We start from the raw sequence: 25,285 nt of genomic DNA, 5'->3' as shown, positions 1-25,285 counted from the left end.
GTTATTTAAGGAATCCATTTTTTAGGAAAATTAGGCTTACGTTTTTCTAAAAAGGCATCACGACCTTCTTTGGCTTCGTCTGTCATATATGCTAAACGCGTAGCTTCACCAGCAAAAACTTGCTGACCAACCATACCATCGTCTGTTAAATTCATAGCGAATTTGAGCATTTTTATAGATGTTGGCGACTTGGCTAAAATTTCTTGAGCCCACTCATAAGCGGTCGATTCCAATTCGTCATGTGGAATAACGGCATTGACCATGCCCATATCAAAAGCTTCTTGAGCTGAATAATTTCTACCTAAAAAGAAAATTTCACGTGCTTTTTTCTGTCCAACCATTTTTGCTAAATAAGCTGATCCGTAACCACCATCAAAACTGGTAACATCGGCATCAGTTTGCTTAAAAATAGCGTGTTCTTTACTAGCTAGTGTTAAATCGCAAACCACATGTAAACTATGTCCACCACCAACTGCCCATCCGGGAACAACTGCAATAACGGCTTTTGGCATAAAACGAATTAAACGTTGTACTTCCAAAATATTAAGTCTATGATAACCATCATCACCAACGTAACCTTGATGACCACGTGCTGTTTGGTCGCCTCCTGAACAAAAACTATAAACACCATCTTTGGTTGAAGGACCTTCAGCCGATAATAATACGACACCAATATTCACATCTTCATGTGCATCGTAAAAGGCATCATATAACTCACTAGTCGTTTTTGGACGAAACGCATTTCGAACATTTGGTCTGTTAAAAGCAATGCGTGCCACACCATCAGATTTCTGGTAGGTGATGTCTTCATATTCTTTAACCGTTTTCCAGTTTGCTACACTCATTTTCTTTATTTTTGTCAAAAATAATTATTATTTATCTAACAATTCAGTACCATGAGACATATTCTGTTTTTATTCGCCTTTCTTTTTACTTTCACAACCAGTTTTTCACAAAGCTATACCTTTGAATCGGTAATCGATTTAGATGCGACGGATGTGATCAGCCAAGGAAATACGGGAACATGTTGGAGTTTTTCAACATCGTCATTTTTAGAAAGTGAAGTGATCCGATTAACGGGAAAACAAATTGATATTTCTGAAATGTTTCAAGTCCGTCATACCTATCCTAAAAAAGCATGGAATTATGTTATGCGTCAAGGAAAAGCACAATTTAGTGAAGGTGGTTTGGCTCATGATGTTATGAACAGTATTCGGGATTATGGTTTGGTACCACAATCCGTGTATAGTGGTATGGAAACTGGTGCAACTGGACATAATCATGCTGAAATGGTAGCCGTTTTAAATGGTATGTTGGACGTTTATATTGAAAATCCAGGAAGACGTTTATCGCCTAAATGGCAAGCAGTTGTAAACAGTACTTTAGACACCTATTTAGGGAAAGATATTACCACCTTTAAATATGAAGGTGTGGAATATACACCAAAATCGTTTCAGGCCATGACGAAAATTAATCCTGATAATTATGTGAGCATAACCTCATTTACACACAAGCCGTTTTACTCCCAATTCATTTTAAATATTCCTGATAATTTCTCCAATGGTAGTTTTTATAACGTGCAATTAGATGAACTGATGTCCACCATTAACCACGCTTTAGAAAACGGTTTTACGGTTGAATTAGATTGTGATGTGAGTGAAAAAACATTCTCTGCTAAACATGGTATTGCTGTAATTCCAGAAGATGATGCAACTGCTGCTGAAGCTATTATTAGCGTACGTCCAGAGAAAATCATTACTCCAGATTACAGACAGCAAGAATTTGAAAACTATGCAACTACAGACGATCATTTGATGCATATTACTGGTATGCTAAAAGATCAAAATGGTACGATATATTATAAGGTGAAAAATTCATGGGGAACGGATGAAAGTCGGGTTGCCAATGACGGTTATATATATATGAGTGAAGCTTTTATGCGTTTGAAAACCATTTCAGTAATGGTGCATAAAGATGCTGTTACTAACGATTTAAAGAAGAAATTGAAATTGTAATAGTTATTTAATATCATAAAAAAAATCGATTATAAATATCTAATTTATAATCGATTTTTTATTTTATATACTCACGGAAAATGAAAAAGACTTATTCTATTAAATAAATGCCGTCCTCCTTAATTTCAATAAGTTTTTGTCTGTAAAGCGTTCCTACAGCTTTCTTAAAGCTTTTCTTACTCATTTGAAGCGCATTCTTTATAGCATCTGGATCAGATTTGTCAGTTAGGTTTAAATAACCACCATGATCTTCGAGTTCCTTCATAATTAAATCGGCATTCGGTTCAATACTCCGGTAACCCATTTTACCTAAACCAATATCCAATTTATTATCAGGTCGGATTTTCTTAACATAGCCTTTTAATCGGTCGCCAATGGAAAGGTCTTGAAAAATATCATCGTTAAAAATTAACCCTTGATGTTTTTTATTCACAATCACATTCATACCAATATCAGATGGATGCGAAACTATTAAATCCACTTCTTGAAAAGCTTCAACCGTTAATTCTTTATTATCTAAAAACTGATTGGTTTTACTAGAAGCAACTAAACGATTAGACTCATCATCTAGAAAACAATACACCAAATACCAGCCACCTTTTTTCATACTAAAGGCCTGTTCTCTAAATGGACAGAATAACTCTTTAACCATTCCCCAATCTAAAAAAGCACCATGTTCTGTAACGGCATTACAGCGTAATACTGCAAACTCACCACGTTGAATATACGGTTTGTCCGTAACGGCAACTAGACGTTCTTCATTATCCAAATACACAAATACATCCAGTTTATCCCAAATTTTAAATTCTTTCGGGACATAACGGTTTGGTAATAAAACCTCATTTCCATCCGCATCTTCCAAGAATAATCCTGGTTCGGTTTCGCGAAGGATTTCTAATGTATTGTATTCTCCAATTTTTATCATGTGACAAAGGTACTATTTTATGAGATATCTTGTGTATCTGTTTTTATGGATTTAGAAATATCCTCAATATTTTAAATTTAGGTATAAAAAAAAGCCACTTGAAGAAGTGGCGTTTTAAATATGTTATGAAGATCTAGTAAACAGACTCCTTTTTGAAATGTTTGGTTAATAGGTAATATACAACTGCTCGGTACTTATTACGATTGGATTTTCCGTATTGTTCCATAACCATATCAATTCCTTTATCTAATTCCGGACTATCTTTTAATCCGAGTTTTTTAATTAAGAAATTGTTTTTTACCGTTGCTAATTCCGAAGCATCTGAACCTGAAACCGTGGCTGCATCCGCATTATAAATAGATGGTCCACAGCCAATAGTTACTTTTGTCAGTAAATCCATATCTGCATTTACGCCTAATTTATCTTTTAAATCGACTGCATATTTAGCTATTAATTCGTCTCTTTTACTCATGATTTTAAAAATTAAGATTAATAATCAATATACCTAAAAATGAAGTGTTTAAAAAATACACCGGCATTTTAACAATTACTTAATAAACTTGAAATAATTCAATAACACCTCGTCATTCTCTGTACGTGGTGTAAATATTTCTAATATTTTTGGTTGATCTGATTCTTTATAAAAATCTTTTAATTTATTTTTAAGTTGAATGGCATTAGCTGCAGTTCCATATTGAAAGCCATACATAGTAGCCAGTTGTTTGGCTGTGAAATCATGGGTAGTTTCAAAAAAGTTTTCGAAATTTTCTGAATCTTTATTTCCTGGCAAAATTCTAAAAATTCCACCTCCTTGATTATTCACGATAATTATTCTAAAATTATTAGGAATGTAATTATTCCAAAGCGCATTACTATCGTAAAAGAAGCTTAAATCGCCAGTGATTAATACCGTTTGTTTTTCTTGGCCAACTGCACAACCAATAGCTGTAGATGTACTGCCATCAATACCACTGGTGCCACGATTACAAAACACGTTTATAGATTTATGAATGTCAAAAAGCTGTGCATACCTTATAGTTGAACTGTTCCCCAGTTGCAATGCCAGATTATGTGGTAAACTTTTAAATAATGCCTCAAACACTTGAAAGTCGCTAAACGGAATTTCGTTTAAATAGTTACTATGTTTTTCTTTTCTATAATGTCTAATCTGCTCCCAAGTGGCCTTATAATCACTTTTTACAAAATGCGTGATTTGGGGTAAGAAGGTTTCGAAGAAATTATTAGGTGTTGTTTCAATATGTTTCTCCAAACAAAAAAATGTGTCATTTGCATAATCGCGATCAATATGCCAATGTTGCTTTGGTTGGTAACTTCGTAAAAAAGCTTTAATTTTTTTTGAGACTACAAGTCCGCCAAAGGTCAGTAAAATATCAGGTTGCAACGCTTTAAAGTCATCTTCTTCTAAAGGCGCAATCATGGTATCAATACTATTGAAAAGCCCTGGATTATGAATATTAGAAGTTGTTTCAGTAAATACAATAACACTATTATCTTTTACCAATTCATCCAACCATTTTTGTTCAAGTTCGTTTGGTGGATTCACACCTACTAAAACCATTTTTTTGGCTGCACTATTCCAAGCATCTAAACATTCATTATAAATAAAGTCGTCTACTTTACTTGCACGCTTGTTTAATTCAATGATTTTTGGATTCACACTTAAGGCATCCGTTAACTCATAAAGCGGTTCGTGAAACGGCATATTAATATGAACAGGACCACGTTTAGACAAAGCCTTGTTGAGTGCTTTATTGATTTCCGTTTCATTTTCCTGTTGTAATTCCTGTTTTCTACCTAAAAAGCGTTCTAATTTGTTTTCAAGTGTTTTAAGAATGGCTGGTTCATCTTCATCACGATTTTTAAATTCGGCATCCATTTGAGAACTCAAATTTGCCGTATAAATTATATGATTTTTATAAACATCGGTTTGGTTAATGGTTTGCCCATCACCTATTCCAATTAAATGTTTCGGTCTATCAGCCGATAAAACAACTAACGGAATATGACTGTAATATGCTTCAGCAATAGCAGGATAGTAATTTAAAAGTGCACTACCTGAACTACAAACTACAGCTACAGGCTTTTGGATTTGTTGCGCAATTCCCAATGCAAAAAAGGCAGCACAACGTTCATCTACAATACTGTAGCAGGTAAAATAATCATCGTGTGTAAAGCCGATAGTTACAGGTGCATTTCTACTACCTGGTGAAATAACAATATGTTGAATGTTTTTAGCTTTGCAAAGCAGAACAATGGTTTGCGCAAGCGGAATTTTTGGGTATTGCATGTAAGATTGAATCTAAGCGTAAAAATAGCAAATAGCTACCTTATAAAAAATTATTGTAATACCTTTTTCATTGTCACCGATTTAGCAATGGTTTCCTCCCATTCCATATTGGGGTTTGAGTCTTTTGTGATGCCTCCTCCAATGTATAAAAGGGCTTCCTTGTTTTGAATTTGCATGCAACGCAGATTTACAAACAGATTTGAAACCGTTTTAATACTGGCATAAGCGTTATTTTCAACATTGCGTCTGTTGGTGTTTCTTGAAATGGATTTCTTAATGTTTAATTCACCTAAAAAGCCTGTATAAAAATCGCGTTTGTACTGTTCATTTTCAAGGATGAATTGTTTAGCTACTCCTTTTGGCATGCCGCAAACAGCTGGTGTTGGATGCAAAATTTCAATGATCTTTTTTATGTTTGAAGCATCAGAATTCACACGACCAGAAATGTGCGTTTTTAAATGCAGTAAATTTGCAGCTCTTACGGTTTCCACTTCAGAAACTTTTAAGTTGTCTAACTGCTTTTCTAGATTTGAAACTATAAAATTGGTGACAATTTGTTGTTCCTCCAATTCTTTGTCTTCCCAAACCACATCTGCTGTATTTTTATAAACTTGCGTTCCAGCCAGTGCCATCGTGCTGAATTGGTTATTTTCAATATGAAGCAAAGTTTCTGGCGTAGCGCCTAACCACAATCCTACTTTAGGATGAAACCACACATACACATAGGCGGTTGGATAGGTTTCTAGTAACCTTTTATAAATTTTAATAGGATTAGTTTTTGAGATAGTAACCGATTCTTGCCGCGATAACACTACTTTTTCAAATGTGCCTTTATGAATAGCTTCAATCCCCTTTTTAACTAAAGTAATATGGTTTTGCTTTGCTGAAGTTATATCCGGTGTCTGAATAACTTCGGAAGCAACTGAATTCATTGGTGATGCTTCAATAATATCACTTTTAGATTCCAAAATTATCGATGCTTCAACAGGAATTAAAACACTAGTTTCTTCTATATTAAAGGGTGAGAAAATAAATCCACTTTCAGAGAAATCTGTGGTTTCATAAACCGTATCATCGTGCTGCAAAAACGTTTTAATTATCGACTCATTAGGATTTCTATAGGCTACAAAAGGTAAATTATTTGCAAACTGATTTTGAAGTTTCTGGAAAAAATCAGAAGGATTCATATTGTTGGGTATTGGGTTAATGAGTTATTAGTTTAATGAGGGAATTTGTCATAGTAACTTAATATCGCAATAGCATATCATAATTTCTTTTCTGTAGGTCTTTAACAATTCTATGATTGTTTACTTTTTTCTAGGCAAAGAAATAGTTGACAAACGGCATACTGAAATCAAATTATCATGGTCGTCCGTTACCCGAATATCTATTAATTGCGTGGTTCTTCCTTTGTGCAAAAAGGTCGCTTTGGCAAATACATGACCTTCAGTTACACTTTTTAAATGATTGGCTGTAATTTCTGTACCACGAACAAATACTTCGTCTAAATTTGAAAATAAATGTGAAGCAAAACTACCAACACTTTCCGCTAATGCAGCAGTTGCACCACCATGTAACACACCATCTGGTTGATATACTCGAGAATTTACAGGCATTTTGGCTATTAAATAATCATCGCCAAAATCGGAAATACTAATTTCTAGGGTTTCCATTAAGGTATTTTTGCAAACCGCATTGATTTCCTTAAGTTTGGCTTCTTTAGATATGGACATAAAATTCTGTATTTTTAAATCGAAACGTAAAAGTACAAAACACCAACAACAAATGAATCTAACTGAAAAGGAAATATCCTACACCACCACGAATAGTTATGCCACATTAAATACATTAACGGCATCTACAAAAAACGTCTGGTTTGTTTGTCATGGGATGGGCTATTTAAGTCGTTATTTTTTAAGATATTTCCAGGGCTTATCTGCTGAAGAAAATTATATTATTGCTCCTCAAGCACCAAGTAAATACTATACACCACCAAGATTTAAACATGTTGGAGCTAGTTGGTTGACTAAAGAAACCACGGTTAAAGACACCGAAAATATTATGACTTATTTTGATTCCGTTTTAGAAGCGGAAGGCATTCCTGACGGGATAAATTTAATTGTATTAGGTTATTCACAAGGTGTGAGTGTTGCAACACGATATCTTGCCAAACGCCAACTGAAATGTTCCCAATTGGTATTGCATTCTGGCGGAATTCCAAAAGAATTAGTGGCTGCTGATTTTCAATATTTAGATGCATCAACCAAAGTATCACTTATTTATGGTACTGAAGATGAATATTTAAATGAAGAACGCATCCATCACGAAGAAACTCGCGCTACCGAATTATTTGGAAACCGGTTGCAATTAGTCCCTTTTGAAGGCAAACATGTTGTAAACGTTGAATTAATTAACGGTTTGGTGTAACTATTAATTAGTCAGATTTTCAATAATCTCACGTGTCGGCAAAATAGCTTTGGTATGTTCAATACTAGGTCCAGCTACCCATACTGTTTTATAAGTTGCTTGTAAAGCTGCTTTTTCAGTGGCTTTCATCCCGATATAAAAACGAACCATTTTCACCCATTTTTTAAGCGTTTTGTTTTTATTTAAAAGCTTTTCTAATCCTGTTGATTTTGTTCCAATTTTCTGCACATAAGGCGTATTTATTACCGTACATGGTGTTCCTGAAATACGTTCTGTCATAACAATATCGTCCGCACCATAATCCACACAGGCTTGCTTATAGTCTTCAGTTACACCAGCTTCAAGTGAAGCAATAAACGGACTTCCTACAGAAACACCTGCTGCGCCATAGCTTAGCATGGTGTCTATATCTGCTTTGCAACCCACACCTCCAGCGGAAATGACTGGAATATTCAATTCTTTATGCAATAAACTTGTTAATTCTTGTGGTGATAAATTACCACGATGCCCACCAGCTTCACTATTTACTGCAACAGCAGCATCAGCACCTAGCTGTTCTACTTTTTTAGCAAAATGTAAATCGGTTACGTCACAAAACACTTTAATCCCTACGGCATGAGCCTCTCTAATGGTTTCTTCTGGACTTCCTAAAGAGGTTAAAATGAAATCGCAACCTTCTTCACAAATAACACGTAATTGCTCCTTATACTTGACATTGGATTTATTTACAATAAGATTATATCCAAATGCACCTCCCATGCCATCCGGCAGGCAGGCCTCCACTTTTGCTGCTTTTAATTCAATTATAGAAGCTCGTAAGTCATCTAAAGTCCTGTAATTTAATGCTGGAATACAGCCCGCAATGCCACTTTTCATCCCTTCTATAACCATGGCCGTATTGGAAACCAAAAACATAGGTGCCATAATGATTGGGTGTTTTATTTTGAGAAGTTCGGTGAGTTGGGTTGACATGTATTTCCGTTTTATATTATAAAGCAAATATAATGGAATTTATTATGCATGCATAGTTTATGATTGTAAATTTAGTTTCCTCAACACGTTGTTTCTAACTCCTATAATTAGTGGTTACAAAAAAACCTAACAGGTCTTCGAGACCTGTTAGGTTTGAGCATAAAAAAAACGCGATCAACCGATAAATATCGGGTGATCGCGTTTAAATAATCTTATTACGTTAGTTAATTTCTCTTTTTATTTAACATATTTACATGATCGTATACAAATATTATAAAAGCAGCCAGTAATAATAGCATTGACATTATTTGGTAGTAAAGGTTTAATCTACCTTCATAAAGTCCATTTTTAATTAGATTTAATATTAAAAAAGTAAAACCTAAAACTACTAGTAGCATACCACTAAATGTTATTGCTGGTGAAGAAAAGAATCTAACAAACATATTACTTGCTTCATAATTGGTATCCTCCGACTGTATTAAATTGTTAATAAATACGCCAACTAAAGTTAATACTAAAAATGTTTTATAAAAATATGAATAGAAACTAATATTATTAAAATTGAGCACTGATATAAAGCTAAAAATCAATGCTAAACTGAAACAAAATATTACCAATGTAACTGTAATTTTATTTGAAATTTTTATCATAATTCTAATTTTTATGGTGTATCAGGTACACATTCAAGAACAACTTCAACTGTAGCAGCACCAAATGCAAATGCAGCTAATGCACATAAAAAAATTGTTATACAACCTAAAACAAATCCAATTAATGAAGCCACCCAAACTATCATAGCTACTATACAGGTAAGCCAATTTCCACTATTCAGACGTTCAAAAATTTGAGGATTCTCATATTTTATTACTTCAAAGAAATTAGCATAAGTATTATATTTAGTAAACTCGTCTTCACTTAAATTTAAATTATCTAAAACTGAATCTTCAAAATTATTTAAACCCGTTTCATAACCTAAATCATTGGAATCAAATACAAATTGAACAATTAGCTCTATATCTTTTTCGTTTAAAAAACCTTCATCTAAAGCAATTTGCTTCATTTGTTCTCCAGTATAATCACTAAAACCTAAAAGTACATCAGGAATTTGTAAATCAGAGCCATAGTGCTGATTGATTTGATTTAAAATTATTTTATTAGCCTCAATGGTTGTTTGACCTCTAGACAAAGTACTTAAGTTAATATCAGAGTAATCATTTTCTGAAACTAAATACGATTCAAATAATGAATAATTGAAACTTCTTTTAGAGTTATTCATATCATATTGCGTATACGACATTACAATTGAGAAGCTAAAAGCTAAATGCGATTTTTTTAAAAAATATTAAACCTTTCAGAAGGCATAATTAATAGTTATACTATTAATATATAACTTTTAATGTATAATCAAAAATTTATTGTGCTATAATTCAATAAGTTACACTTATTTTAACCAAATAAAATCATTAGTTTTTGTTTAAGTTTTTGAACAGAAAAAACGCAATCAAATGAAAGATTGCGTTTTTAAGTGGGTAGTGTACTCAATTTGTACTGCAGTACATCCTAATGAAATCAAAGCTTATTAATTAAAATCAAACCGAAGGCCAAACGACAGGTTATTAATATCTGTAGGATTGTTTTTGAATACAGGGTTAACGTCATATCTTGCAAAAAGACTAATATCACGATATCCAATATAAGCACTTGGTCCGAAGGTAAAGGAATTAACATTAAAATCGTCTCTTTCAACTTTTCTAATCTTTTTACCATCTTCATTATATTTCACGACTTGATTGGTATAATATCTAACACCTAAAAAACCACCTACACCCATTCTAAAACCCGTTTGCGAACGTAAGTAAGACTGATTTGAATACCGATCATATTTAGGTTTGGATAAATCAATTTCCAAATGCATAGGAATAGTCAAATACCCAACTGAAAGTCTCGATTTTTTAATAGGAAAACCAGCATCTTGTAATGTAGTTTTCCCATTATCCATAACAAAAACAACATTTTCATTATTTGGTTTTAACTCCATAGCTACAACTGAAAAACCTATTTTAAAATTCCATAGACTACTTGCTTCTTTTAAGCGGTATTTGAATGAAAAGCCCACTTCACCATATCCGAATGGTGAAACTTTAAATCCATCACCATAATAGTTCCCCGTTTCAGTAACCGACTGATTGGCTCCTAATATAATTACAAATTGCGATGTAAAGCGTTTTTCAATTTTAAGTCCTGTTATGGAATCTCTTTGATAATTTTCATCATCATTTCCTAAAAAAGTATAATCCTTCCAATTTTTCTCTTCCTCGGACTTTAAGGTACCATTCACCTTATCCTGTATTATTTTTTGAAGTCTCTCTTCTTGAATACGAACACCTTCATTTATTTTTTGAGCATGATACTGTGCAATTTCACTTTTTTCTGCTTGGGCTTCATCAGAACTTATGGCCTCTTTTTCTATTTTTTTTTCAATCTTTTCTAAAGATTTTTTCATGGCTGATTTTTCCGCAGACGTTATAGAGTCTATACTTTTCGCGATAATGGCTGTTTGCTTCTCAAAGCTTTTATCTTGTGCAAAATTACTTTGAATAAGGCACAAGAATGCGACTATTAAAATACCGTGTTTTAACATAATTATTAAATTTAAAAAGTTGATAATTGGTTTTTATTCGTGATTTATATCGGCTACAGCTTCTTTAACTTTTTTGTACTGTTTCCTAATTTTATCTAGAGTGCTTTTGTTTTTATCAAAAAACATCTGACTTTCTATTCGTGTTAAAAGCCCTTTTGGATCTACATACCTATTGGGTATCACTTTTATTGATGTATTTATTTTTGGATTACTATCCCCATTTATGGTTGCCAAAAGTGCTTCTGGCGTTATGTACGTATTAACACTAGTTTTTATAAGGTTTTCAGGAGTATTTTTTAAAATTTCTTCTACTTCAACGAAATCCTTTTCTTCAAATGTATCCGGTTCTGATATGGCAAACCTCGTTTTTGCAATAGATTGCTTGGTGACTGTAATCAGTTTGGAAACTTTAGGACTTATTTTTTTAGAATTATTTTCAGTTTCAGCTATAGGAGTCTTTTTTTCATTAGTAGTAACTTCTAATGCTATATTTTCTTGAACTAATTGTTCTTTTAACATCTTATTCTCTTTGGACTGGCTATCCAGTCTTTTAAAGGTTACCTGCTGTTGTGGTACTTCTTCGGGTACCGATTGATTAAAAAAGGTCATACCTCCCAAAACGAACCCTAATAATAAGGACGCTGCAATTCCCCAATTAAGCCAAGCTGTCCGTTTCTTTTTCGGTTTTTCATTGTGCAACAATCTGCTTAATCGTTCCCTTGCTTCCATGGAAGGCGAAATGGATCGCTCATCCAAAGTTCTTTTTATGTCTTTTTCTTTATTATTCAGTGCCATTACTTTCAGAATTTAAATTCGCTAATTGATTTTGCAATAACTTGCGTGCATGCGCTAATTGTGACTTTGATGTTCCGATGCTAATGGTTAATAAATCGGCTATTTCATAATGCTTATAGCCTTCAATAACATAAAGATTAAACACCGTTTTACAACCAATTGGAAGCGTATCTATAGCGTTTTGAATAACATCTAATTGGTCATTTAAAGTCGTTCTTGCTGGTTGCTGAATAAAATGGTAATCTTCTATTTCTACTACATTAAATTGATTTTTTTGAATGCGTAAATAGGAAATAGATTCGCGTACCATTATCCGCCGTAACCAACCTTCAAAACTTCCATAAGGCTCATACTTATTAATATTTACAAATGCTTTATGGAATGCTGTTATCATAACATCTTCGGCAAATTGTAAATTTTTTATGTACTGTCTACACACCCCAAGCATCTTATTAGAGTACTTATCATATAAAGCTAACTGCGCTTTGTGATTGGAAGCTTTAGCTAGCCTAATCAACTCGTCAATTTTCTGATTTATTGGTCGTATTTTTGCCATTATTATTGCTCTCTACTTATATAAACGCTTTTAAATCAAAAAGGGTTGGATGACATCTAAAAAAAGTTTCATAAATGTAAATAAAAAAAGCGCAATCATTTCTGATTGCGCTTTTATTATTTATTTAAAAGGATACTCAATCACGTTGAGTATAAGCGATTCACAAATTATTTGTTTTGCAAATAATTGTTCTCTGCTTACTTCACCTCTTCGAAATCCACGTCTTCTACGTCGCTTCCTTCGTTAGTCTCGCCTTCTGCATTGGCATCAGGACCTGCTTCTGGACCACCTTGTTGGCCATCCGCTTGTGCTTTGTACATTTCCTCGCTTGCTACTTTCCATGCTTCGTTAATTTTCTCTAAAGCTGGATCAATAACTGCGATATCTTTTGTTTCGTAAGCTGTCTTCAATTCTTCAAGTGCTTCTTCAATTGGCTTTTTCTTATCATCAGATAATTTTTCGCCAAATTCTTTCAGTTGACTTTCTGTTTGGAAAATCATAGCATCAGCAGCATTCAATTTTTCAGCAGTTTCTTTTGCTTTTGCATCTGCATCGGCATTTGCTTCAGCATCCGCTTTCATTTTCTGAATTTCTTCTTCTGATAATCCTGAAGATGCTTCAATACGAATATCTTGTGTTTTGTTTGTCGCTTTATCAGTTGCCGATACTTTAATGATACCATTAGCATCAATATCAAAGGTTACTTCAATTTGCGGTGTACCACGTTGTGCTGGAGGAATACCATCTAAATGGAAACGTCCAATTGTATTGTTATCGGCAGCCATAGCACGCTCTCCTTGTAACACATGGATTTCAACAGACGGCTGATTATCAGCTGCTGTAGAGAATACTTGCGATTTTTTAGTAGGAATTGTTGTGTTAGACTCAATAAGCTTCGTCATAACGTTACCCATTGTTTCAATACCTAATGATAATGGTGTTACATCTAATAACAATACATCTTTAACATCACCTGATAAAACACCACCTTGAATGGCAGCTCCTAAAGAAACTACTTCATCTGGATTAACCCCTTTACTTGGTTTTTTTCCGAAGAATTTCTCAACAGCTTCCTGAACTGCAGGAATACGTGTTGATCCACCAACCAAAATAACTTCATCAATATCGCTTACTGATAAACCAGCAGCTTTCATGGCAGATGCACAAGGTGCAATAGTACGTTTTACTAAATCGTCAATTAACTGCTCAAATTTAGAACGTGTTAATGTACGTACCAAGTGTTTTGGTCCACTAGCTGTAGCCGTAACATATGGTAAGTTAATTTCTGTTTGTGCAGCAGATGATAATTCAATCTTCGCTTTTTCAGCAGCTTCTTTTAAACGCTGTAAAGCCATTGGGTCCTTACGTAAGTCAATATCTTCTTCAGATTTGAATTCATCAGCTAACCAATCAATGATTTTCTCATCTACGTCATCACCACCTAAATGTGTATCACCTTCAGTTGATAATACTTCAAATACACCATCACCTAATTCTAAAATAGATACATCATGAGTTCCACCACCAAAATCGAATACTACGATTTTCTGATCAGTTCCCTTTTTGTCCATTCCATAAGCTAAAGCAGCAGCAGTAGGTTCGTTAATAATACGTTCTACTTTTAAACCTGCAATTTCTCCAGCTTCTTTAGTTGCTTGACGTTGTGAGTCATTAAAGTAAGCAGGTACTGTAATTACAGCACGTGTTACATCTTGACCTAAATAATCTTCAGCAGTTTTCTTCATTTTCTGAAGAATCATAGCTGATAATTCTTGTGGTGTATATAAACGACCATCAATATCTACACGTGGAGTATCGTTATCTCCTTTTACTACTTTGTAAGGTACGCGTCCTGCTTCTTTTGAAGATTCAGAAAACTTATTACCCATAAAACGCTTAATAGAATAAACCGTTTTTGTTGGATTGGTAACGGCTTGACGTTTTGCTGGATCACCAACTTTAATTTCACCGCCTTCAACGAAAGCGATCACAGATGGTGTTGTTCTTTTACCTTCTGCATTTGGTATTACAACTGGCTCATTACCTTCCATTACAGAAACACAAGAGTTAGTTGTACCTAAATCGATTCCAATAATTTTACTCATAATAGTTATTTATTTTAATTTGTATTTTCCGATATGAATCGGAAGTGTTGTGTTCTTAATTATTTTCGGAATGTATAAGACAATGATTGTGCCATGACAAAAAAAGTGACACGATGTCAGATTCCTATGTTAATATATATTTAAAGCGCGCGTATGACGTGAATTATTAGTATTTTTAAATCCTAAAAAAATAATGATTATGAAAAATCTAGTAACACTATTATTTGTGTTTGTCTTAGTTTTAACGTCTTGTGAAGGCCCAGAAGGCCCTCCAGGTAGAGATGGGTTTAATGGTATTGATGCCGATGAATATGCTGCACTTTCTTTCGAAAGAACTGTTGATTTCGAATATTTTAATGACAGTGGCTTACAGGAAGCCTTTATAAACTTACCGTTTGATATTTTAGATAGCGATGCCGTTTTGATTTATAGATTGGAAAACATTGTAGAAATCGATGGTGTGCCAACTGAAGCTTGGTCTCCGCTTCCCCAAAATTTTTTCCTCGAAGACTCAAACATTATTCAGTATGTATTTAACCATACTTTCGCTGATGTTGAAATACTTATAGATGGTAATTTCGATTTATCAACTCTAGGAAATGAATTTACACAAAATCAAATGTTTAGAGTAATTATTTTACCAGCTGATGCCATTAGTCGTATAGATACCTCAAATATTAATAATGTGATGGAAGTTTTTAATATTACAGAATTTGAAAAACGTTAGGTTAAATTCCTTTGGAATATACTTGGGTTTCTTGAAAATCATCATAAACTAAATGTATATTTGTAGTTAATCTAAAATGAGTATAATATGGAGTGTATTTCTGTCTTTGATATGCTAAAAATTGGTGTTGGACCATCTAGTTCACACACATTAGGTCCTTGGCGTGCTGCCGAAAGATGGATTGCGGAATTAAAATCTAAAAACCGGTTTGAAAAAGTAGAAAGCATCACCGTAGATTTATACGGCTCGTTGTCCTTAACTGGAAAAGGCCATGCTACAGATTATGCCGTTATGTTAGGTTTAAGCGGTGCAGATCCTGAATATATTCCTGTGGATACGATTGATGTTATAATAGCTTCTATAAATAATACCCATAAACTGCATTTAAATAACGAACGCACTATAGATTTCAATCCGAAAACAGATATTATTTTTAACAGAAAATTTTTACCATTTCATGCTAATGGTATGCGTTTTACAGCCGTTATTGATGGCAGAAAATCCCATGCGTACTATTACTCCATTGGTGGTGGATTTGTTGTTCAAGAAGAACGTCAGAATTCCAAAGCCAATAAAATTTTATTCTATTGTACATTCCCATATCCTGTTGAAAATGGTGTGAAATTACTTGAATTTTGCCAGCAGTTAAATCTACCTGTTTCCGGTGTGGTTTTAGAAAATGAAAAGTCTATTCGTGATGAAGAAACGATTGATTTTGAATTAAAACGTATCTGGAATACCATGTTGGAATGTATGTACGTTGGCTGTCATACGGAAGGAAATTTGCCTGGTGGCTTAAATGTGCGTCGTCGTGCTTATGATATGCATGAGAAATTAAATAATGGCGTGCCTTATGATTCCCCTGAAACGTGGTTACAAAGCATTCGTCAGACAGAAGTTAAATTCCGACAAATTTTAAAATGGGTTAGCTGTTTTGCTTTGGCTGTAAATGAAGTAAATGCGGCTTTAGGTCGTGTTGTTACAGCGCCAACAAACGGAAGTGCTGGTGTAATTCCAGCTGTTTTAATGTATTATTTAGTTATTGAAAACCATGACGCCGATTTTGAACATATTAAGAAGTTCTTATTAGTTTCTGGTGAAATTGGATCCATATTTAAAAAAGGAGCAACCATTTCTGCAGCCATGGGCGGCTGTCAAGCTGAAATTGGCGTGTCCTCTGCCATGGCAGCTGGAGCACTTTGTGAATTAATGGGTGGCACACCAGATCAAGTATTAATTGCGGCTGAAATAGCTATGGAACATCATTTAGGTCTCACCTGCGATCCTATTGGTGGTTTAGTACAAATACCGTGTATTGAGCGCAACTCTATGGGAGCAATTAAAGCCATTAATGCCGCTGAATTAGCCTTGGACACCGATCCTAAAAATGTAAAAGTGCCTTTAGATAAAGTGGTTCAAACCATGTGGGAAACTGCTAAAGACATGAATTCCAAATACAAAGAAACCAGTGAAGGCGGACTTGCAGTTAGTGTGAATTTAACGGATTGTTAAATGATTTTTCAAACGGATTGAATAGTTTGTGTAATAGCAGCCTATTTTATTGAAATACTTAAAAAATTAACGGTATCCACTCTTAATTTATTAATTTTACGTGCATTTTAAACCAAACTTATGTCAGTAGCCAAAAAACAGTACAAACGCATTACCGTAAAAACATTAGTGGATATGAAAGCCAAAGGCGAAAAAATATCCATGTTAACAGCTTATGATTATACCATGGCTAAAATTGTTGATGGTGCTGGAATAGATGTGATTCTTGTTGGTGATTCTGCTAGTAATGTTATGGCAGGACACGAAACAACTTTGCCGATTACGTTGGATCAGATGATTTATCACGCATCTTCTGTAGTTCGTGCTGTAGATCGTGCTTTAGTAGTTGTGGACTTACCATTTGGAAGTTACCAAAGTGATCCGAAAGAAGCCTTGCGTTCTGCTATCCGAATTATGAAAGAAAGTGGCGGACATGCCGTAAAGCTAGAAGGTGGAAAAGAAGTTAAAGATTCTATTAAGCGTATTTTAAATGCGGGAATTCCAATTATGGGACATTTGGGATTAACACCGCAATCCATTTATAAATTTGGGACTTATACCGTTCGTGCCAAAGAAGATGAAGAAGCTGATAAATTGAAAGAAGATGCTTTAATGCTTGAAAGAGCTGGTTGTTTTGCTATTGTATTAGAAAAAATTCCAGCCAAATTAGCACAAGAAGTTGCCGAAAGTGTAAGCATTCCTGTTATTGGAATTGGCGCTGGAAAAGGCGTAGATGGTCAAGTGCTTGTGTTACATGATATGATTGGCATGACGCATGAATTCAATCCACGGTTTTTACGTCGTTATATGAATTTATATGAAGATATGACCAATGCTATTTCGCAATATGCTAAAGATGTAAAGTCGGTTGATTTTCCGAATGATGAGGAACAATACTAGTGTTCAGTGATCAGTGTTCAGTAATTCATGAAGAACTATTATAATCCGAGTCTTTTTAAAGTAAAGTTGTAGAGGTGTTTGTTGTTAAGTTGTGGAATTACATGTAAGATTCGTAAGTAATTCTCTGTGAACCTCTGCGTTTTTCTCTGCGCAACTCCGCGAAATAATTAGTGTGAAGTAAAAATTAATAATTAGTGTAAATTCGTGTAATTCGTGTCAAAAGTTCTCTCCAACAAAAAAAATATCCAAGTTTTATACGAAGACAATCACCTAATCATCATCAACAAACGTGCTGGTGATATTGTTCAAGGTGATAAAACAGGCGACACACCTTTAAGCGATGTAGTTAAAGACTATATAAAGGACAAGTACAACAAACCTGGTAATGTGTATTTAGGTGTGGTTCATAGATTGGACAGACCAACAACTGGTATCGTCATGTTTGCTAAAACCAGTAAAGCCTTGCCGAGATTAAATAAATTATTTGCGGATAGAGATGCCCATAAAACCTATTGGGCTTTAGTTAAAAATGCACCACCAAAACAAGCGGATTCTTTGACGCATTGGTTACGGAAAAATCCGAAGAATAATAAATCTACAGCCTTTCCTAATAAATCAGCTGATAGCAAAAAAGCCATTTTGCATTATCAGGTATTAAAACAATTAGATAATTACTATTTAGTAGAAGTAGCTTTAGAAACTGGCAGACATCATCAAATTCGTGTGCAATTAGCTAGTATAGGTTGTCCCATAAAAGGCGATTTAAAATATGGTTTTAACCGAAGTAATCCAGATGGCAGTATTAGTTTACATGCCAGACACTTGCAATTTACGCATCCTGTTTCCAAGGAAGAGATTCAGGTAACGGCGCCTTTACCAAATGATCCCGTTTGGAATGCCTGTTTAGAAAGTTAATTTCGTTTCCTCACGATACGGATAGTTAATTTGCAAGCTTGTTCCTTCCTTAATTTCAGAACGCAAATTAAACGCCGCGTGAATTAAATCCGCTCGACTTTTCATATTAATTAAGCCAGCTCCTTTTTCGGCAGTAGATATATCGAAACCTTTTCCATCATCAGAGATTTGAATCAACAAATTTTCGTTTTGATACTCTAATTTAACCAACAAACTGGCGGCTGACGCATATTTTACGGTATTTGAAATAAACTCTTGAAGTATTCGAAATAAAATAATACTGTCTTTAGAATTTGAAAAAAGTGTTTCATCACCAATAATTTCTAATTCGGCAGAAAGCAATTGCAATTTATTTAAACGTGCCACTTCATTTTCAACTGATTTCTGAAAACCACGATTTACAATCACATCACTATTTAAGGATTTAGAAAGCGCACGTAATTCACTTAAACTTTCTTTTACCACATTTTTGGTTTCCGTGAATTGCTCCTTAATACTTTCCTGAACTTGCATGTTCATAATACTCATCTGCATATTGGCAACAGATAATAACTGACCAATATTATCATGTAACTCCTGACCTATATTTTTAAGCGTTTGTTCCTGAATTTCAATTTGGGTGTTGGATAGTTCTTCTTGAAAGACTTTCTCGCGTTCAATTTTATCTAAAAGCAGTTTGTTTTTTCGCTTTTGAAAAACAATAAAGAAAACAATAATCAAAGCCGTAACAATTACTAACACCGCTATCATGTATAACAATAGGTAGCGTTCAGCTGCTGTTGAAACGGCTTGATTCTGGAGTAGAATAAAAAGTAACGATCTAATCATATTGAGGTTTGCAAAAAATGAGAGCTAAAGTAAAAGATACATACATAAACACATTAGCAAACAAAAATATTTGATATTTTAAAAATACAAAGTTCCAGTCTGCTTGAGAAAAATAGAGGTCATAAAAAACTAATGGTGTGGTGATTAACCACCAAATTAATACGGTGGAACTGATATAAAAATTAATGGATTGATAAAATATTAAAATACGATCACTATTTAAAATTTCAAAAAGATATAAACTAATAGCCAAAAAAACGGACAAAGTTGATAAAATATGTATCAACGGAATTTTACTAGTGTAGAGTTTTTCAAAGTCAAAAATAAAAACGATTATGGAAGCTATAAGAAACAGCCATTTGGTGAATTTTAAAATTGTTTTCAATTTTGGATGTTGAATTATTTTTTGAAAATAAAAAACGTAAAACAGGGTACTGGCAATTACCCAAAAAATAGTAATGTACCAATAATTCCTTTCAAACATGGTATTCTCAATACTATCAAAAGTTTCCAAATAATTAAAAAATCTTGGATACCTTGAAATCAAATCAACAAAAGCACTATAGACCAGAAACCATATAAAATAAATAGCAGCAGCGGCTTTATACTTTTTATAAAAGAATAAACCTGTACCTGCTGCTAAAAATTCAACCAAATGCGTAATTAAGAAATAATTTTGACTCAAAAACTCATTCATAATTTTGGTTATTGTGGGTAATTTCCACCAGGTGGATTTCCTAAACCACCCATATTCAAGCCATCACCTCCAGGAATATCACCACCTTCTTCCCGTGTGAAAGGAATCATACTAGCTTCAGAAATATTTTTGTTTCCGGTTGGCACCAAAAATACGGTAGCTTGACCTGCTTTACCATTCGCTTCATTTTCGCCATAAGCTGCAAAATAAATACGAACACCATCCATTTCATAGCCTAAATCCTGCGATTGATTTTCAGCATAATCTAGATATGCTCTCATATCTTGTAGCGAAAATTTCACAGAACGATTGTCTGGTTTGCCAATGGCAGCTTCAATTACGCTTGCACGTGAAGCCGTCCAATTATTATTTAATTCTTGAGCACGCTCTGACGAAATAATACCAAAAGGCGCTTTCGCCAGTCGAGATGACGACGATTCATCATTTCCAGCAGCTTTAGAATCATCAGTAGTACAACTGAAGCTAATAAACAACATACATACATACATACATACATACGGATTTCCAATTAAAAAAATTTTTCATAATATAAATATTTAAGGGTTAATAATTACGTGGTTATTGTGGGTAATTGGCACTTGGTGGATCACCATCACCACCCATATTCAAGCCATCACCTCCAGGAATGTCACCTCCTTTACGTTTAAAATGAAACGGCATACTAGAACCTTCTGATAAAGCTTGCGTACCTGTTGGTACAAAAAACATGGTGGTATAACCAACGCCTTCTTTAGGCGAATCGGGATAAGCACCTAAATACAAACGCAGACCATCCATTCTGTAACCTAATTCATGGGATTGGTTTTCCGCGTATTTTATATAATTTTTAATGTCTTCCACAGACCACCACGCAGATCGGTTGTCTGGACGCATAACAATTTGGTCGCTAATAAGTTCGTGTCTAGAATTAAAAGCTTGATCTAATGTCATGGCTTCTTTGGCCGTAATTACACCTGCAGGTTTCACTATATTGCCCACCATATCTCCATTTCCTGAACAATTAGGACAAAAATAGTAGGTAGCTAAAGCGCCAATTATGGCACCGATGATTAATAAGGATACATTTTTCATTTTTGGTTGGTTTGATTAATAGACCTTAAAAGTATAAAAAAGAATGAAATAGACTTTGTTTTTCTACGAATAAAATGATTTTAATTTCATTTTCAACTATCCTGTTTATTGGTGATTAGCCTTCAACTTGTCAGAAAATTTTCACTTAACCCAACCAACCTTCTCGATCCAAACTACGATATTGAATGGCTTCACTTATATGAGCACCATTTATAGACGGACTGGCTTCTAAATCGGCAATGGTTCTGGAAACTTTTAAAATCCTATCGTAAGCACGAGCGGATAAATTCAAACGTTCCATAGCTGTTTTTAATAATTCTTTTGAAGCTTCATCTAGTTTACAATGTTTTCGTATTTGTTTCACATTCATTTGCGCATTATAATGCACGCTTTCTGATTCAACAAAACGTTCCGTTTGCCTTTCTCTGGCTGCTGTAACACGTTTTCTAATGTCTACAGATGCTTCGCCTTTACGTTCATCAGATAATTTTTCAAAAGGAACTGGTGTCACTTCAATATGAATATCTATTCTATCTAACAACGGACCAGACACTTTACTTAAATACCGCTGCATTTCGGCAGGCGACGATGTTACAGGTGCATTTGGATCGTTAAAATAACCACTCGGACTCGGATTCATGCTCGCCACCAACATAAATGATGATGGATAGGTAACGGTAAACTTGGCTCTGGAAATCGTGACTTCCCGATCTTCCAAAGGTTGGCGCATAACTTCTAAAACGTCTCGTTTAAATTCAGGTAATTCATCCAGAAACAACACACCGTTGTGCGACATGGAAATTTCGCCAGGTTGTGGATAACTGCCACCTCCAACTAAAGCTACATTTGATATAGTATGATGTGGGCTTCTAAACGGTCGTTGTGCCATTAATCCCGTATTTTCTTTAACACGACCAACAACCGAATGGATTTTGGTTGTTTCCAAAGCTTCTTGCAAGGTCATAGGTGGTAAAATACTGGGTAATCGTTTGGCAAGCATGGTTTTCCCTGCGCCTGGAGGACCAATTAAAATAATATTATGACCACCAGCTGCAGCAATTTCCATACAGCGTTTAATGCCTTCTTGTCCTTTAACGTCAGCAAAATCAAACTCCGGGAAATTGAGACTTTTATTAAATTCTTCCTTGACATCAATTATGGTTTGCTCTAAAGCTTCGCCTTTATCAAAATAGTCTATAACTTGTGTTATGGTATCTACGCCGTAAACATTCAGTCCCGAAACAATGGCAGCTTCTTTTGCATTTTGTTTGGGAAGAATAAAACCTTTAAAACCTTCTTCGTGCGCTTTTATAGCAATTGGTAAAGCGCCTTTTATGGGTTGCAAGGTTCCATCTAAAGATAGTTCACCCATAATTAAATAATCTTCTAAATCGTCCGCTTTTATCTGGTTGGTGGCGGCTAGAATTCCCATGGCGAGGGTTAAATCGTAAGCACTTCCCTCCTTTCGTAAATCGGCTGGCGACATATTTATAATGATTTTTTTGCCGGGAATTTTATAACCATTATTTTGAAGCGCAGCTGCAATTCGGAAATTACTTTCTTTAATGGCATTGTCTGGCAATCCTACCAAATGATAGCCAACGCCTTTATCCACATTTACCTCGACGGTTATGGTTGTCGCTTCAACGCCAAATACCGCACTTCCAAAGACTTTTTTTAGCATAATTGCTTGATTTCCTTAAATGTAGTAAAAATGATTCAATAAAGAATTTGAAATTATAATCTCTTTTTATTTTATTCTAAATTCTTAATAAATTCATGAATAACCTGTAATTAGTTTTAATTATATTTGGTATCCAATCAAAACACACAAAAAATGAGTAAAGCATCGTTTATAAAGGCCTTAACATTACCTGCTGTTGCGGCACCTATGTTTTTAATTTCTGGACCACAATTAGTAATTGAATGTTGTAAAAACGGCATAGTTGGAACGTTTCCAGCTTTAAACCAACGCACGAGCGAAGGTTTTGAAGAATGGCTCATAGAAATAAAAACAGCGCTTGCAGCATTTGAAAAAGAAACGGGTAAGAAAGCAGCTCCTTTTGGTGTGAATTTGATTGTTCATAATACGAATCCACGCGTTCAAGCCGATTTAGAATTGTGTGTTAAACATAAAGTGCCATTAATTATTACGTCTCTAGGTGCTGTTTCAGAACTAGTAGATGCCGTTCATAGTTATGGCGGATTAGTATTTCATGATATTATTAAAAAACGGCATGCAGAAAAAGCTGCCGAAGCTGGTGTAGACGGACTTATTCTCGTTTCCGCAGGCGCAGGTGGCCATGCAGGAACTATTAACCCCATGCCATTAGTGGCAGAAATTAAACGCTTCTTTAAGAAAACCATTTTACTTGCTGGTACTATTAGTACGGGTCGTGATATTGCATCTGCCTTACAAATGGGAGCCGATTTAGCCTATATGGGAACGCGATTCATTAACACGCAAGAGAGCAAAGCACCACAAGAATATCGCGATATGATAATTGATGCAGGCGCTGATGATATTGTTTATACAGCTGCTATTTCCGGTGTTGCTGCCAACTTTTTAGGGCCAAGCATAAAAGCCATGGGAATCACCGAAGACATGTTAACACGTGAGAAAAAAGTAGATTTTGGAGAAGAATTAACGGTTCATAAAGATGATGCTAAAGCTTGGGCTACGATTTGGTCTGCTGGACAAGGTGTGACTAATATTCATAACGCACCTCACGTTTCTGAATTGGTGAAAGAACTTAAAAGTGAGTTTATTTCGGCTATTGAGGAACAGGTAAAGCATTTGGCGACTTATAAATAAGACTTGACACGAATTTCATAATATTGCAACTGTTTTTTCGATACCAATTTCACGAATTTTTACGAATAAACTCCAAAGTCCGAAGCTCATTATAATAAGAACCACGTATTTGAATAAAACCCATGTGACCTCCATACTTGGGCATTTCTAAAAATAAATACGGGTTATTTATAGCTTCTTTAACCGGATAACATTCAGGTGATAAAAAGGAATCGTTTAGCGCATTTATAATTAAAGTGGGAATCTTAATATTTGGAAGAAACTGCAGCGAACTACTTTTCTCATAATAATCGGCACCATCTTTAAATCCGTGGGCTTTAGCGGTATAATAATTATCGAAATCGTATAACGTTTTAATTGCTTTTAAATCTTTAAGGGAAATTTTATCGGGATGATTTTCGCTTTTTACTCGTAATTTATTGACTAAATCACGTTTGAATTTTTCATGAAATGGATAGTTTTTAATGGTGTGCAATTCCTTGGCAGATCCTGCTAAATAGCATGGTACTGAAATGGCTATTCCTCCCTTAATTTCAGTTGGAATGTTAGTGGATTCACCTAAATATTTTAAAGTGACATTTCCGCCTAAACTGACGCCTTTGATATAGATTTCCGAATACGTTTTTGTGCCAATAACATGTGAAATAACATCCTGTAAATCCGTGGTTGCTCCTGAATGATAGGATTGAAAAAGCAAATTATCTTCACCTGAACACCCTCTAAAATTAACTGATAGAGCATCTATTTTATTCGCATTACAAAGCTTGGCCGTTCCAGTAACATAAGCACGTTGTGCACTACCTTCCATGCCATGTAAAATAATGATAAGCTTCTCTGTTTTTTCATCAGAATAACTCCAATCTAAATCTAGAAAATCGCCATCAGATAAGGTGATGCGTTCACGTTTTTGGACAATGTCTTTAACTTGTCTGATTAATCCTGAATAAACAGTCGCAACAAACCCTTTTCTAAAAAAATAAGGTGCTTTGTAAGTGGATTCTATTATGGGCATTTAT

Annotated in this window: 26 protein-coding genes; 7 read left to right on the top strand and 19 right to left on the bottom strand. The window is 34.6% G+C overall.

Annotated elements, in window-relative coordinates; all coding sequences use genetic code 11:
• Positions 1-5: 5 nt before the first annotated feature.
• The gene (locus ES675_RS07350; protein WP_066256461.1) at positions 6-845 is read right to left on the bottom strand and encodes a 1,4-dihydroxy-2-naphthoyl-CoA synthase; all 840 of its coding nucleotides are present in this window, start codon (positions 843-845) and stop codon (positions 6-8) included.
• Positions 846-896: 51 nt separating this feature from the next.
• On the opposite strand from ES675_RS07350, the gene ES675_RS07345 reads away from it, so the two are divergent.
• Entirely contained in the window at positions 897-2,015 is a 1,119-nt protein-coding gene (locus tag ES675_RS07345; protein WP_066256464.1) for a C1 family peptidase, read from the top strand.
• A 91-nt stretch (positions 2,016-2,106) separates the two neighbouring features.
• On the opposite strand, the gene ES675_RS07340 is transcribed toward ES675_RS07345, so the two are convergent.
• The 5 genes from ES675_RS07340 to ES675_RS07320 form a co-directional block, all read right to left on the bottom strand.
• The gene (locus ES675_RS07340) at positions 2,107-2,940 is read right to left on the bottom strand and encodes a CvfB family protein (RefSeq protein ID WP_066253855.1); all 834 of its coding nucleotides are present in this window, start codon (positions 2,938-2,940) and stop codon (positions 2,107-2,109) included.
• 133 nt (positions 2,941-3,073) lie between these two features.
• On the bottom strand, positions 3,074-3,412 hold the full coding sequence (locus tag ES675_RS07335) for a DUF2853 family protein (protein WP_066253858.1): 339 nt from the start codon (positions 3,410-3,412) through the stop codon (positions 3,074-3,076).
• Between the two features lie 75 nt (positions 3,413-3,487).
• Entirely contained in the window at positions 3,488-5,248 is a 1,761-nt protein-coding gene (gene menD, locus ES675_RS07330; RefSeq protein WP_066253862.1) for a 2-succinyl-5-enolpyruvyl-6-hydroxy-3-cyclohexene-1-carboxylate synthase, read from the bottom strand.
• Positions 5,249-5,298: 50 nt separating this feature from the next.
• Positions 5,299-6,435, bottom strand: coding sequence for a chorismate-binding protein (locus ES675_RS07325; RefSeq protein WP_066253867.1), 1,137 nt, complete (start codon positions 6,433-6,435; stop codon positions 5,299-5,301).
• A 120-nt stretch (positions 6,436-6,555) separates the two neighbouring features.
• The gene (locus ES675_RS07320) at positions 6,556-6,981 is read right to left on the bottom strand and encodes a PaaI family thioesterase (protein ID WP_066253870.1); all 426 of its coding nucleotides are present in this window, start codon (positions 6,979-6,981) and stop codon (positions 6,556-6,558) included.
• Positions 6,982-7,033: 52 nt separating this feature from the next.
• Between ES675_RS07320 and ES675_RS07315 the strand changes: the two genes are divergently transcribed.
• Positions 7,034-7,675 carry an alpha/beta hydrolase gene (locus ES675_RS07315; RefSeq protein ID WP_066253987.1) on the top strand — a complete coding sequence of 214 codons (642 nt, stop codon included), beginning with the start codon at positions 7,034-7,036 and terminating at the stop codon, positions 7,673-7,675.
• A gap of 3 nt (positions 7,676-7,678) precedes the next feature.
• Here ES675_RS07315 and ES675_RS07310 read toward each other — a convergent pair whose 3' ends face one another.
• From ES675_RS07310 to dnaK, 7 genes are all read right to left on the bottom strand, one after another.
• Positions 7,679-8,647, bottom strand: coding sequence for an NAD(P)H-dependent flavin oxidoreductase (locus ES675_RS07310; protein ID WP_066253874.1), 969 nt, complete (start codon positions 8,645-8,647; stop codon positions 7,679-7,681).
• 224 nt (positions 8,648-8,871) lie between these two features.
• Complete coding sequence (locus tag ES675_RS07305) at positions 8,872-9,297, bottom strand: hypothetical protein (RefSeq protein ID WP_066253879.1); 426 nt, start codon at positions 9,295-9,297, stop codon at positions 8,872-8,874.
• An 11-nt stretch (positions 9,298-9,308) separates the two neighbouring features.
• Positions 9,309-9,923 carry a hypothetical protein gene (locus ES675_RS07300; RefSeq protein WP_148367343.1) on the bottom strand — a complete coding sequence of 205 codons (615 nt, stop codon included), beginning with the start codon at positions 9,921-9,923 and terminating at the stop codon, positions 9,309-9,311.
• Between the two features lie 303 nt (positions 9,924-10,226).
• Positions 10,227-11,288 carry a hypothetical protein gene (locus ES675_RS07295; RefSeq protein ID WP_066253886.1) on the bottom strand — a complete coding sequence of 354 codons (1,062 nt, stop codon included), beginning with the start codon at positions 11,286-11,288 and terminating at the stop codon, positions 10,227-10,229.
• Between the two features lie 33 nt (positions 11,289-11,321).
• Positions 11,322-12,083, bottom strand: a complete 762-nt coding sequence (locus ES675_RS07290) for a hypothetical protein (RefSeq protein WP_066253888.1) — start codon at positions 12,081-12,083, stop codon at positions 11,322-11,324.
• Positions 12,070-12,639, bottom strand: coding sequence for an RNA polymerase sigma factor (locus tag ES675_RS07285; RefSeq protein WP_066253892.1), 570 nt, complete (start codon positions 12,637-12,639; stop codon positions 12,070-12,072). Before ES675_RS07285 ends, ES675_RS07290 begins: the two co-directional genes overlap by 14 nt.
• Before the next feature lie 197 nt (positions 12,640-12,836).
• Positions 12,837-14,744 carry a molecular chaperone DnaK gene (dnaK, locus tag ES675_RS07280; protein WP_066253893.1) on the bottom strand — a complete coding sequence of 636 codons (1,908 nt, stop codon included), beginning with the start codon at positions 14,742-14,744 and terminating at the stop codon, positions 12,837-12,839.
• 199 nt (positions 14,745-14,943) lie between these two features.
• On the opposite strand from dnaK, the gene ES675_RS07275 reads away from it, so the two are divergent.
• From ES675_RS07275 to ES675_RS07260, 4 genes are all read left to right on the top strand, one after another.
• Positions 14,944-15,471, top strand: coding sequence for a hypothetical protein (locus ES675_RS07275; RefSeq protein ID WP_066253989.1), 528 nt, complete (start codon positions 14,944-14,946; stop codon positions 15,469-15,471).
• An 87-nt stretch (positions 15,472-15,558) separates the two neighbouring features.
• Entirely contained in the window at positions 15,559-16,983 is a 1,425-nt protein-coding gene (locus ES675_RS07270) for an L-serine ammonia-lyase (protein WP_066253898.1), read from the top strand.
• Between the two features lie 120 nt (positions 16,984-17,103).
• Positions 17,104-17,922: a 3-methyl-2-oxobutanoate hydroxymethyltransferase gene (gene panB / locus ES675_RS07265; RefSeq protein ID WP_066253900.1), complete on the top strand. Its 819-nt coding sequence runs from the start codon at positions 17,104-17,106 to the stop codon at positions 17,920-17,922.
• 213 nt (positions 17,923-18,135) lie between these two features.
• Positions 18,136-18,837 (top strand): RluA family pseudouridine synthase, encoded by a 702-nt coding sequence (locus tag ES675_RS07260; protein WP_066253905.1) that lies wholly within the window; start codon positions 18,136-18,138, stop codon positions 18,835-18,837.
• On the opposite strand, the gene ES675_RS07255 is transcribed toward ES675_RS07260, so the two are convergent.
• The 5 genes from ES675_RS07255 to ES675_RS07235 all read right to left on the bottom strand — a co-directional run bounded on the left by ES675_RS07255 (position 18,826) and on the right by ES675_RS07235 (position 23,138).
• The gene (locus tag ES675_RS07255) at positions 18,826-19,665 is read right to left on the bottom strand and encodes a sensor histidine kinase (RefSeq protein WP_231931306.1); all 840 of its coding nucleotides are present in this window, start codon (positions 19,663-19,665) and stop codon (positions 18,826-18,828) included. The genes ES675_RS07260 and ES675_RS07255 overlap by 12 nt on opposite strands.
• Complete coding sequence (locus ES675_RS07250) at positions 19,658-20,362, bottom strand: hypothetical protein (protein WP_066253908.1); 705 nt, start codon at positions 20,360-20,362, stop codon at positions 19,658-19,660. The genes ES675_RS07255 and ES675_RS07250 overlap by 8 nt, the downstream gene beginning before the upstream one ends.
• A gap of 8 nt (positions 20,363-20,370) precedes the next feature.
• Positions 20,371-20,859 (bottom strand): hypothetical protein, encoded by a 489-nt coding sequence (locus ES675_RS07245; RefSeq protein ID WP_231931307.1) that lies wholly within the window; start codon positions 20,857-20,859, stop codon positions 20,371-20,373.
• A gap of 82 nt (positions 20,860-20,941) precedes the next feature.
• The gene (locus ES675_RS07240; protein ID WP_066253912.1) at positions 20,942-21,454 is read right to left on the bottom strand and encodes a hypothetical protein; all 513 of its coding nucleotides are present in this window, start codon (positions 21,452-21,454) and stop codon (positions 20,942-20,944) included.
• A gap of 145 nt (positions 21,455-21,599) precedes the next feature.
• Positions 21,600-23,138 (bottom strand): YifB family Mg chelatase-like AAA ATPase, encoded by a 1,539-nt coding sequence (locus ES675_RS07235; protein ID WP_066253915.1) that lies wholly within the window; start codon positions 23,136-23,138, stop codon positions 21,600-21,602.
• A gap of 153 nt (positions 23,139-23,291) precedes the next feature.
• Here ES675_RS07235 and ES675_RS07230 point away from each other — a divergent pair, with 153 nt between their 5' ends.
• Complete coding sequence (locus ES675_RS07230; RefSeq protein WP_066253918.1) at positions 23,292-24,269, top strand: NAD(P)H-dependent flavin oxidoreductase; 978 nt, start codon at positions 23,292-23,294, stop codon at positions 24,267-24,269.
• Between the two features lie 49 nt (positions 24,270-24,318).
• On the opposite strand, the gene ES675_RS07225 is transcribed toward ES675_RS07230, so the two are convergent.
• Positions 24,319-25,281 (bottom strand): YheT family hydrolase, encoded by a 963-nt coding sequence (locus ES675_RS07225; RefSeq protein WP_148367341.1) that lies wholly within the window; start codon positions 25,279-25,281, stop codon positions 24,319-24,321.
• Positions 25,282-25,285 lie beyond the last annotated feature (4 nt).

The sequence above is a fragment of the Algorimicrobium algoritergicola genome, assembly GCF_008086165.1.
GTDB lineage: Bacteria > Bacteroidota > Bacteroidia > Flavobacteriales > Flavobacteriaceae > Algorimicrobium > Algorimicrobium algoritergicola.
Note: the sequence above shows the minus strand (reverse complement) of the source record. Positions and strands in the feature narration are given on the sequence as shown.

What these genes read in the sequence shown, in the direction of transcription:
- ES675_RS07350 (WP_066256461.1), bottom strand. Translation starts at nt 845, where the DNA reads ATGAGTGTAGCAAACTGGAAAACGGTTAAAGAATATGAAGACATCACC.
- ES675_RS07345 (WP_066256464.1), top strand. Translation starts at nt 897, where the DNA reads ATGAGACATATTCTGTTTTTATTCGCCTTTCTTTTTACTTTCACAACC.
- ES675_RS07340 (WP_066253855.1), bottom strand. Translation starts at nt 2,940, where the DNA reads ATGATAAAAATTGGAGAATACAATACATTAGAAATCCTTCGCGAAACC.
- ES675_RS07335 (WP_066253858.1), bottom strand. Translation starts at nt 3,412, where the DNA reads ATGAGTAAAAGAGACGAATTAATAGCTAAATATGCAGTCGATTTAAAA.
- menD (WP_066253862.1), bottom strand. Translation starts at nt 5,248, where the DNA reads ATGCAATACCCAAAAATTCCGCTTGCGCAAACCATTGTTCTGCTTTGC.
- ES675_RS07325 (WP_066253867.1), bottom strand. Translation starts at nt 6,435, where the DNA reads ATGAATCCTTCTGATTTTTTCCAGAAACTTCAAAATCAGTTTGCAAAT.
- ES675_RS07320 (WP_066253870.1), bottom strand. Translation starts at nt 6,981, where the DNA reads ATGTCCATATCTAAAGAAGCCAAACTTAAGGAAATCAATGCGGTTTGC.
- ES675_RS07315 (WP_066253987.1), top strand. Translation starts at nt 7,034, where the DNA reads ATGAATCTAACTGAAAAGGAAATATCCTACACCACCACGAATAGTTAT.
- ES675_RS07310 (WP_066253874.1), bottom strand. Translation starts at nt 8,647, where the DNA reads ATGTCAACCCAACTCACCGAACTTCTCAAAATAAAACACCCAATCATT.
- ES675_RS07305 (WP_066253879.1), bottom strand. Translation starts at nt 9,297, where the DNA reads ATGATAAAAATTTCAAATAAAATTACAGTTACATTGGTAATATTTTGT.
- ES675_RS07300 (WP_148367343.1), bottom strand. Translation starts at nt 9,923, where the DNA reads ATGAATAACTCTAAAAGAAGTTTCAATTATTCATTATTTGAATCGTAT.
- ES675_RS07295 (WP_066253886.1), bottom strand. Translation starts at nt 11,288, where the DNA reads ATGTTAAAACACGGTATTTTAATAGTCGCATTCTTGTGCCTTATTCAA.
- ES675_RS07290 (WP_066253888.1), bottom strand. Translation starts at nt 12,083, where the DNA reads ATGGCACTGAATAATAAAGAAAAAGACATAAAAAGAACTTTGGATGAG.
- ES675_RS07285 (WP_066253892.1), bottom strand. Translation starts at nt 12,639, where the DNA reads ATGGCAAAAATACGACCAATAAATCAGAAAATTGACGAGTTGATTAGG.
- dnaK (WP_066253893.1), bottom strand. Translation starts at nt 14,744, where the DNA reads ATGAGTAAAATTATTGGAATCGATTTAGGTACAACTAACTCTTGTGTT.
- ES675_RS07275 (WP_066253989.1), top strand. Translation starts at nt 14,944, where the DNA reads ATGAAAAATCTAGTAACACTATTATTTGTGTTTGTCTTAGTTTTAACG.
- ES675_RS07270 (WP_066253898.1), top strand. Translation starts at nt 15,559, where the DNA reads ATGGAGTGTATTTCTGTCTTTGATATGCTAAAAATTGGTGTTGGACCA.
- panB (WP_066253900.1), top strand. Translation starts at nt 17,104, where the DNA reads ATGTCAGTAGCCAAAAAACAGTACAAACGCATTACCGTAAAAACATTA.
- ES675_RS07255 (WP_231931306.1), bottom strand. Translation starts at nt 19,665, where the DNA reads ATGATTAGATCGTTACTTTTTATTCTACTCCAGAATCAAGCCGTTTCA.
- ES675_RS07250 (WP_066253908.1), bottom strand. Translation starts at nt 20,362, where the DNA reads ATGAATGAGTTTTTGAGTCAAAATTATTTCTTAATTACGCATTTGGTT.
- ES675_RS07245 (WP_231931307.1), bottom strand. Translation starts at nt 20,859, where the DNA reads ATGTTGTTTATTAGCTTCAGTTGTACTACTGATGATTCTAAAGCTGCT.
- ES675_RS07240 (WP_066253912.1), bottom strand. Translation starts at nt 21,454, where the DNA reads ATGAAAAATGTATCCTTATTAATCATCGGTGCCATAATTGGCGCTTTA.
- ES675_RS07235 (WP_066253915.1), bottom strand. Translation starts at nt 23,138, where the DNA reads ATGCTAAAAAAAGTCTTTGGAAGTGCGGTATTTGGCGTTGAAGCGACA.
- ES675_RS07230 (WP_066253918.1), top strand. Translation starts at nt 23,292, where the DNA reads ATGAGTAAAGCATCGTTTATAAAGGCCTTAACATTACCTGCTGTTGCG.
- ES675_RS07225 (WP_148367341.1), bottom strand. Translation starts at nt 25,281, where the DNA reads ATGCCCATAATAGAATCCACTTACAAAGCACCTTATTTTTTTAGAAAA.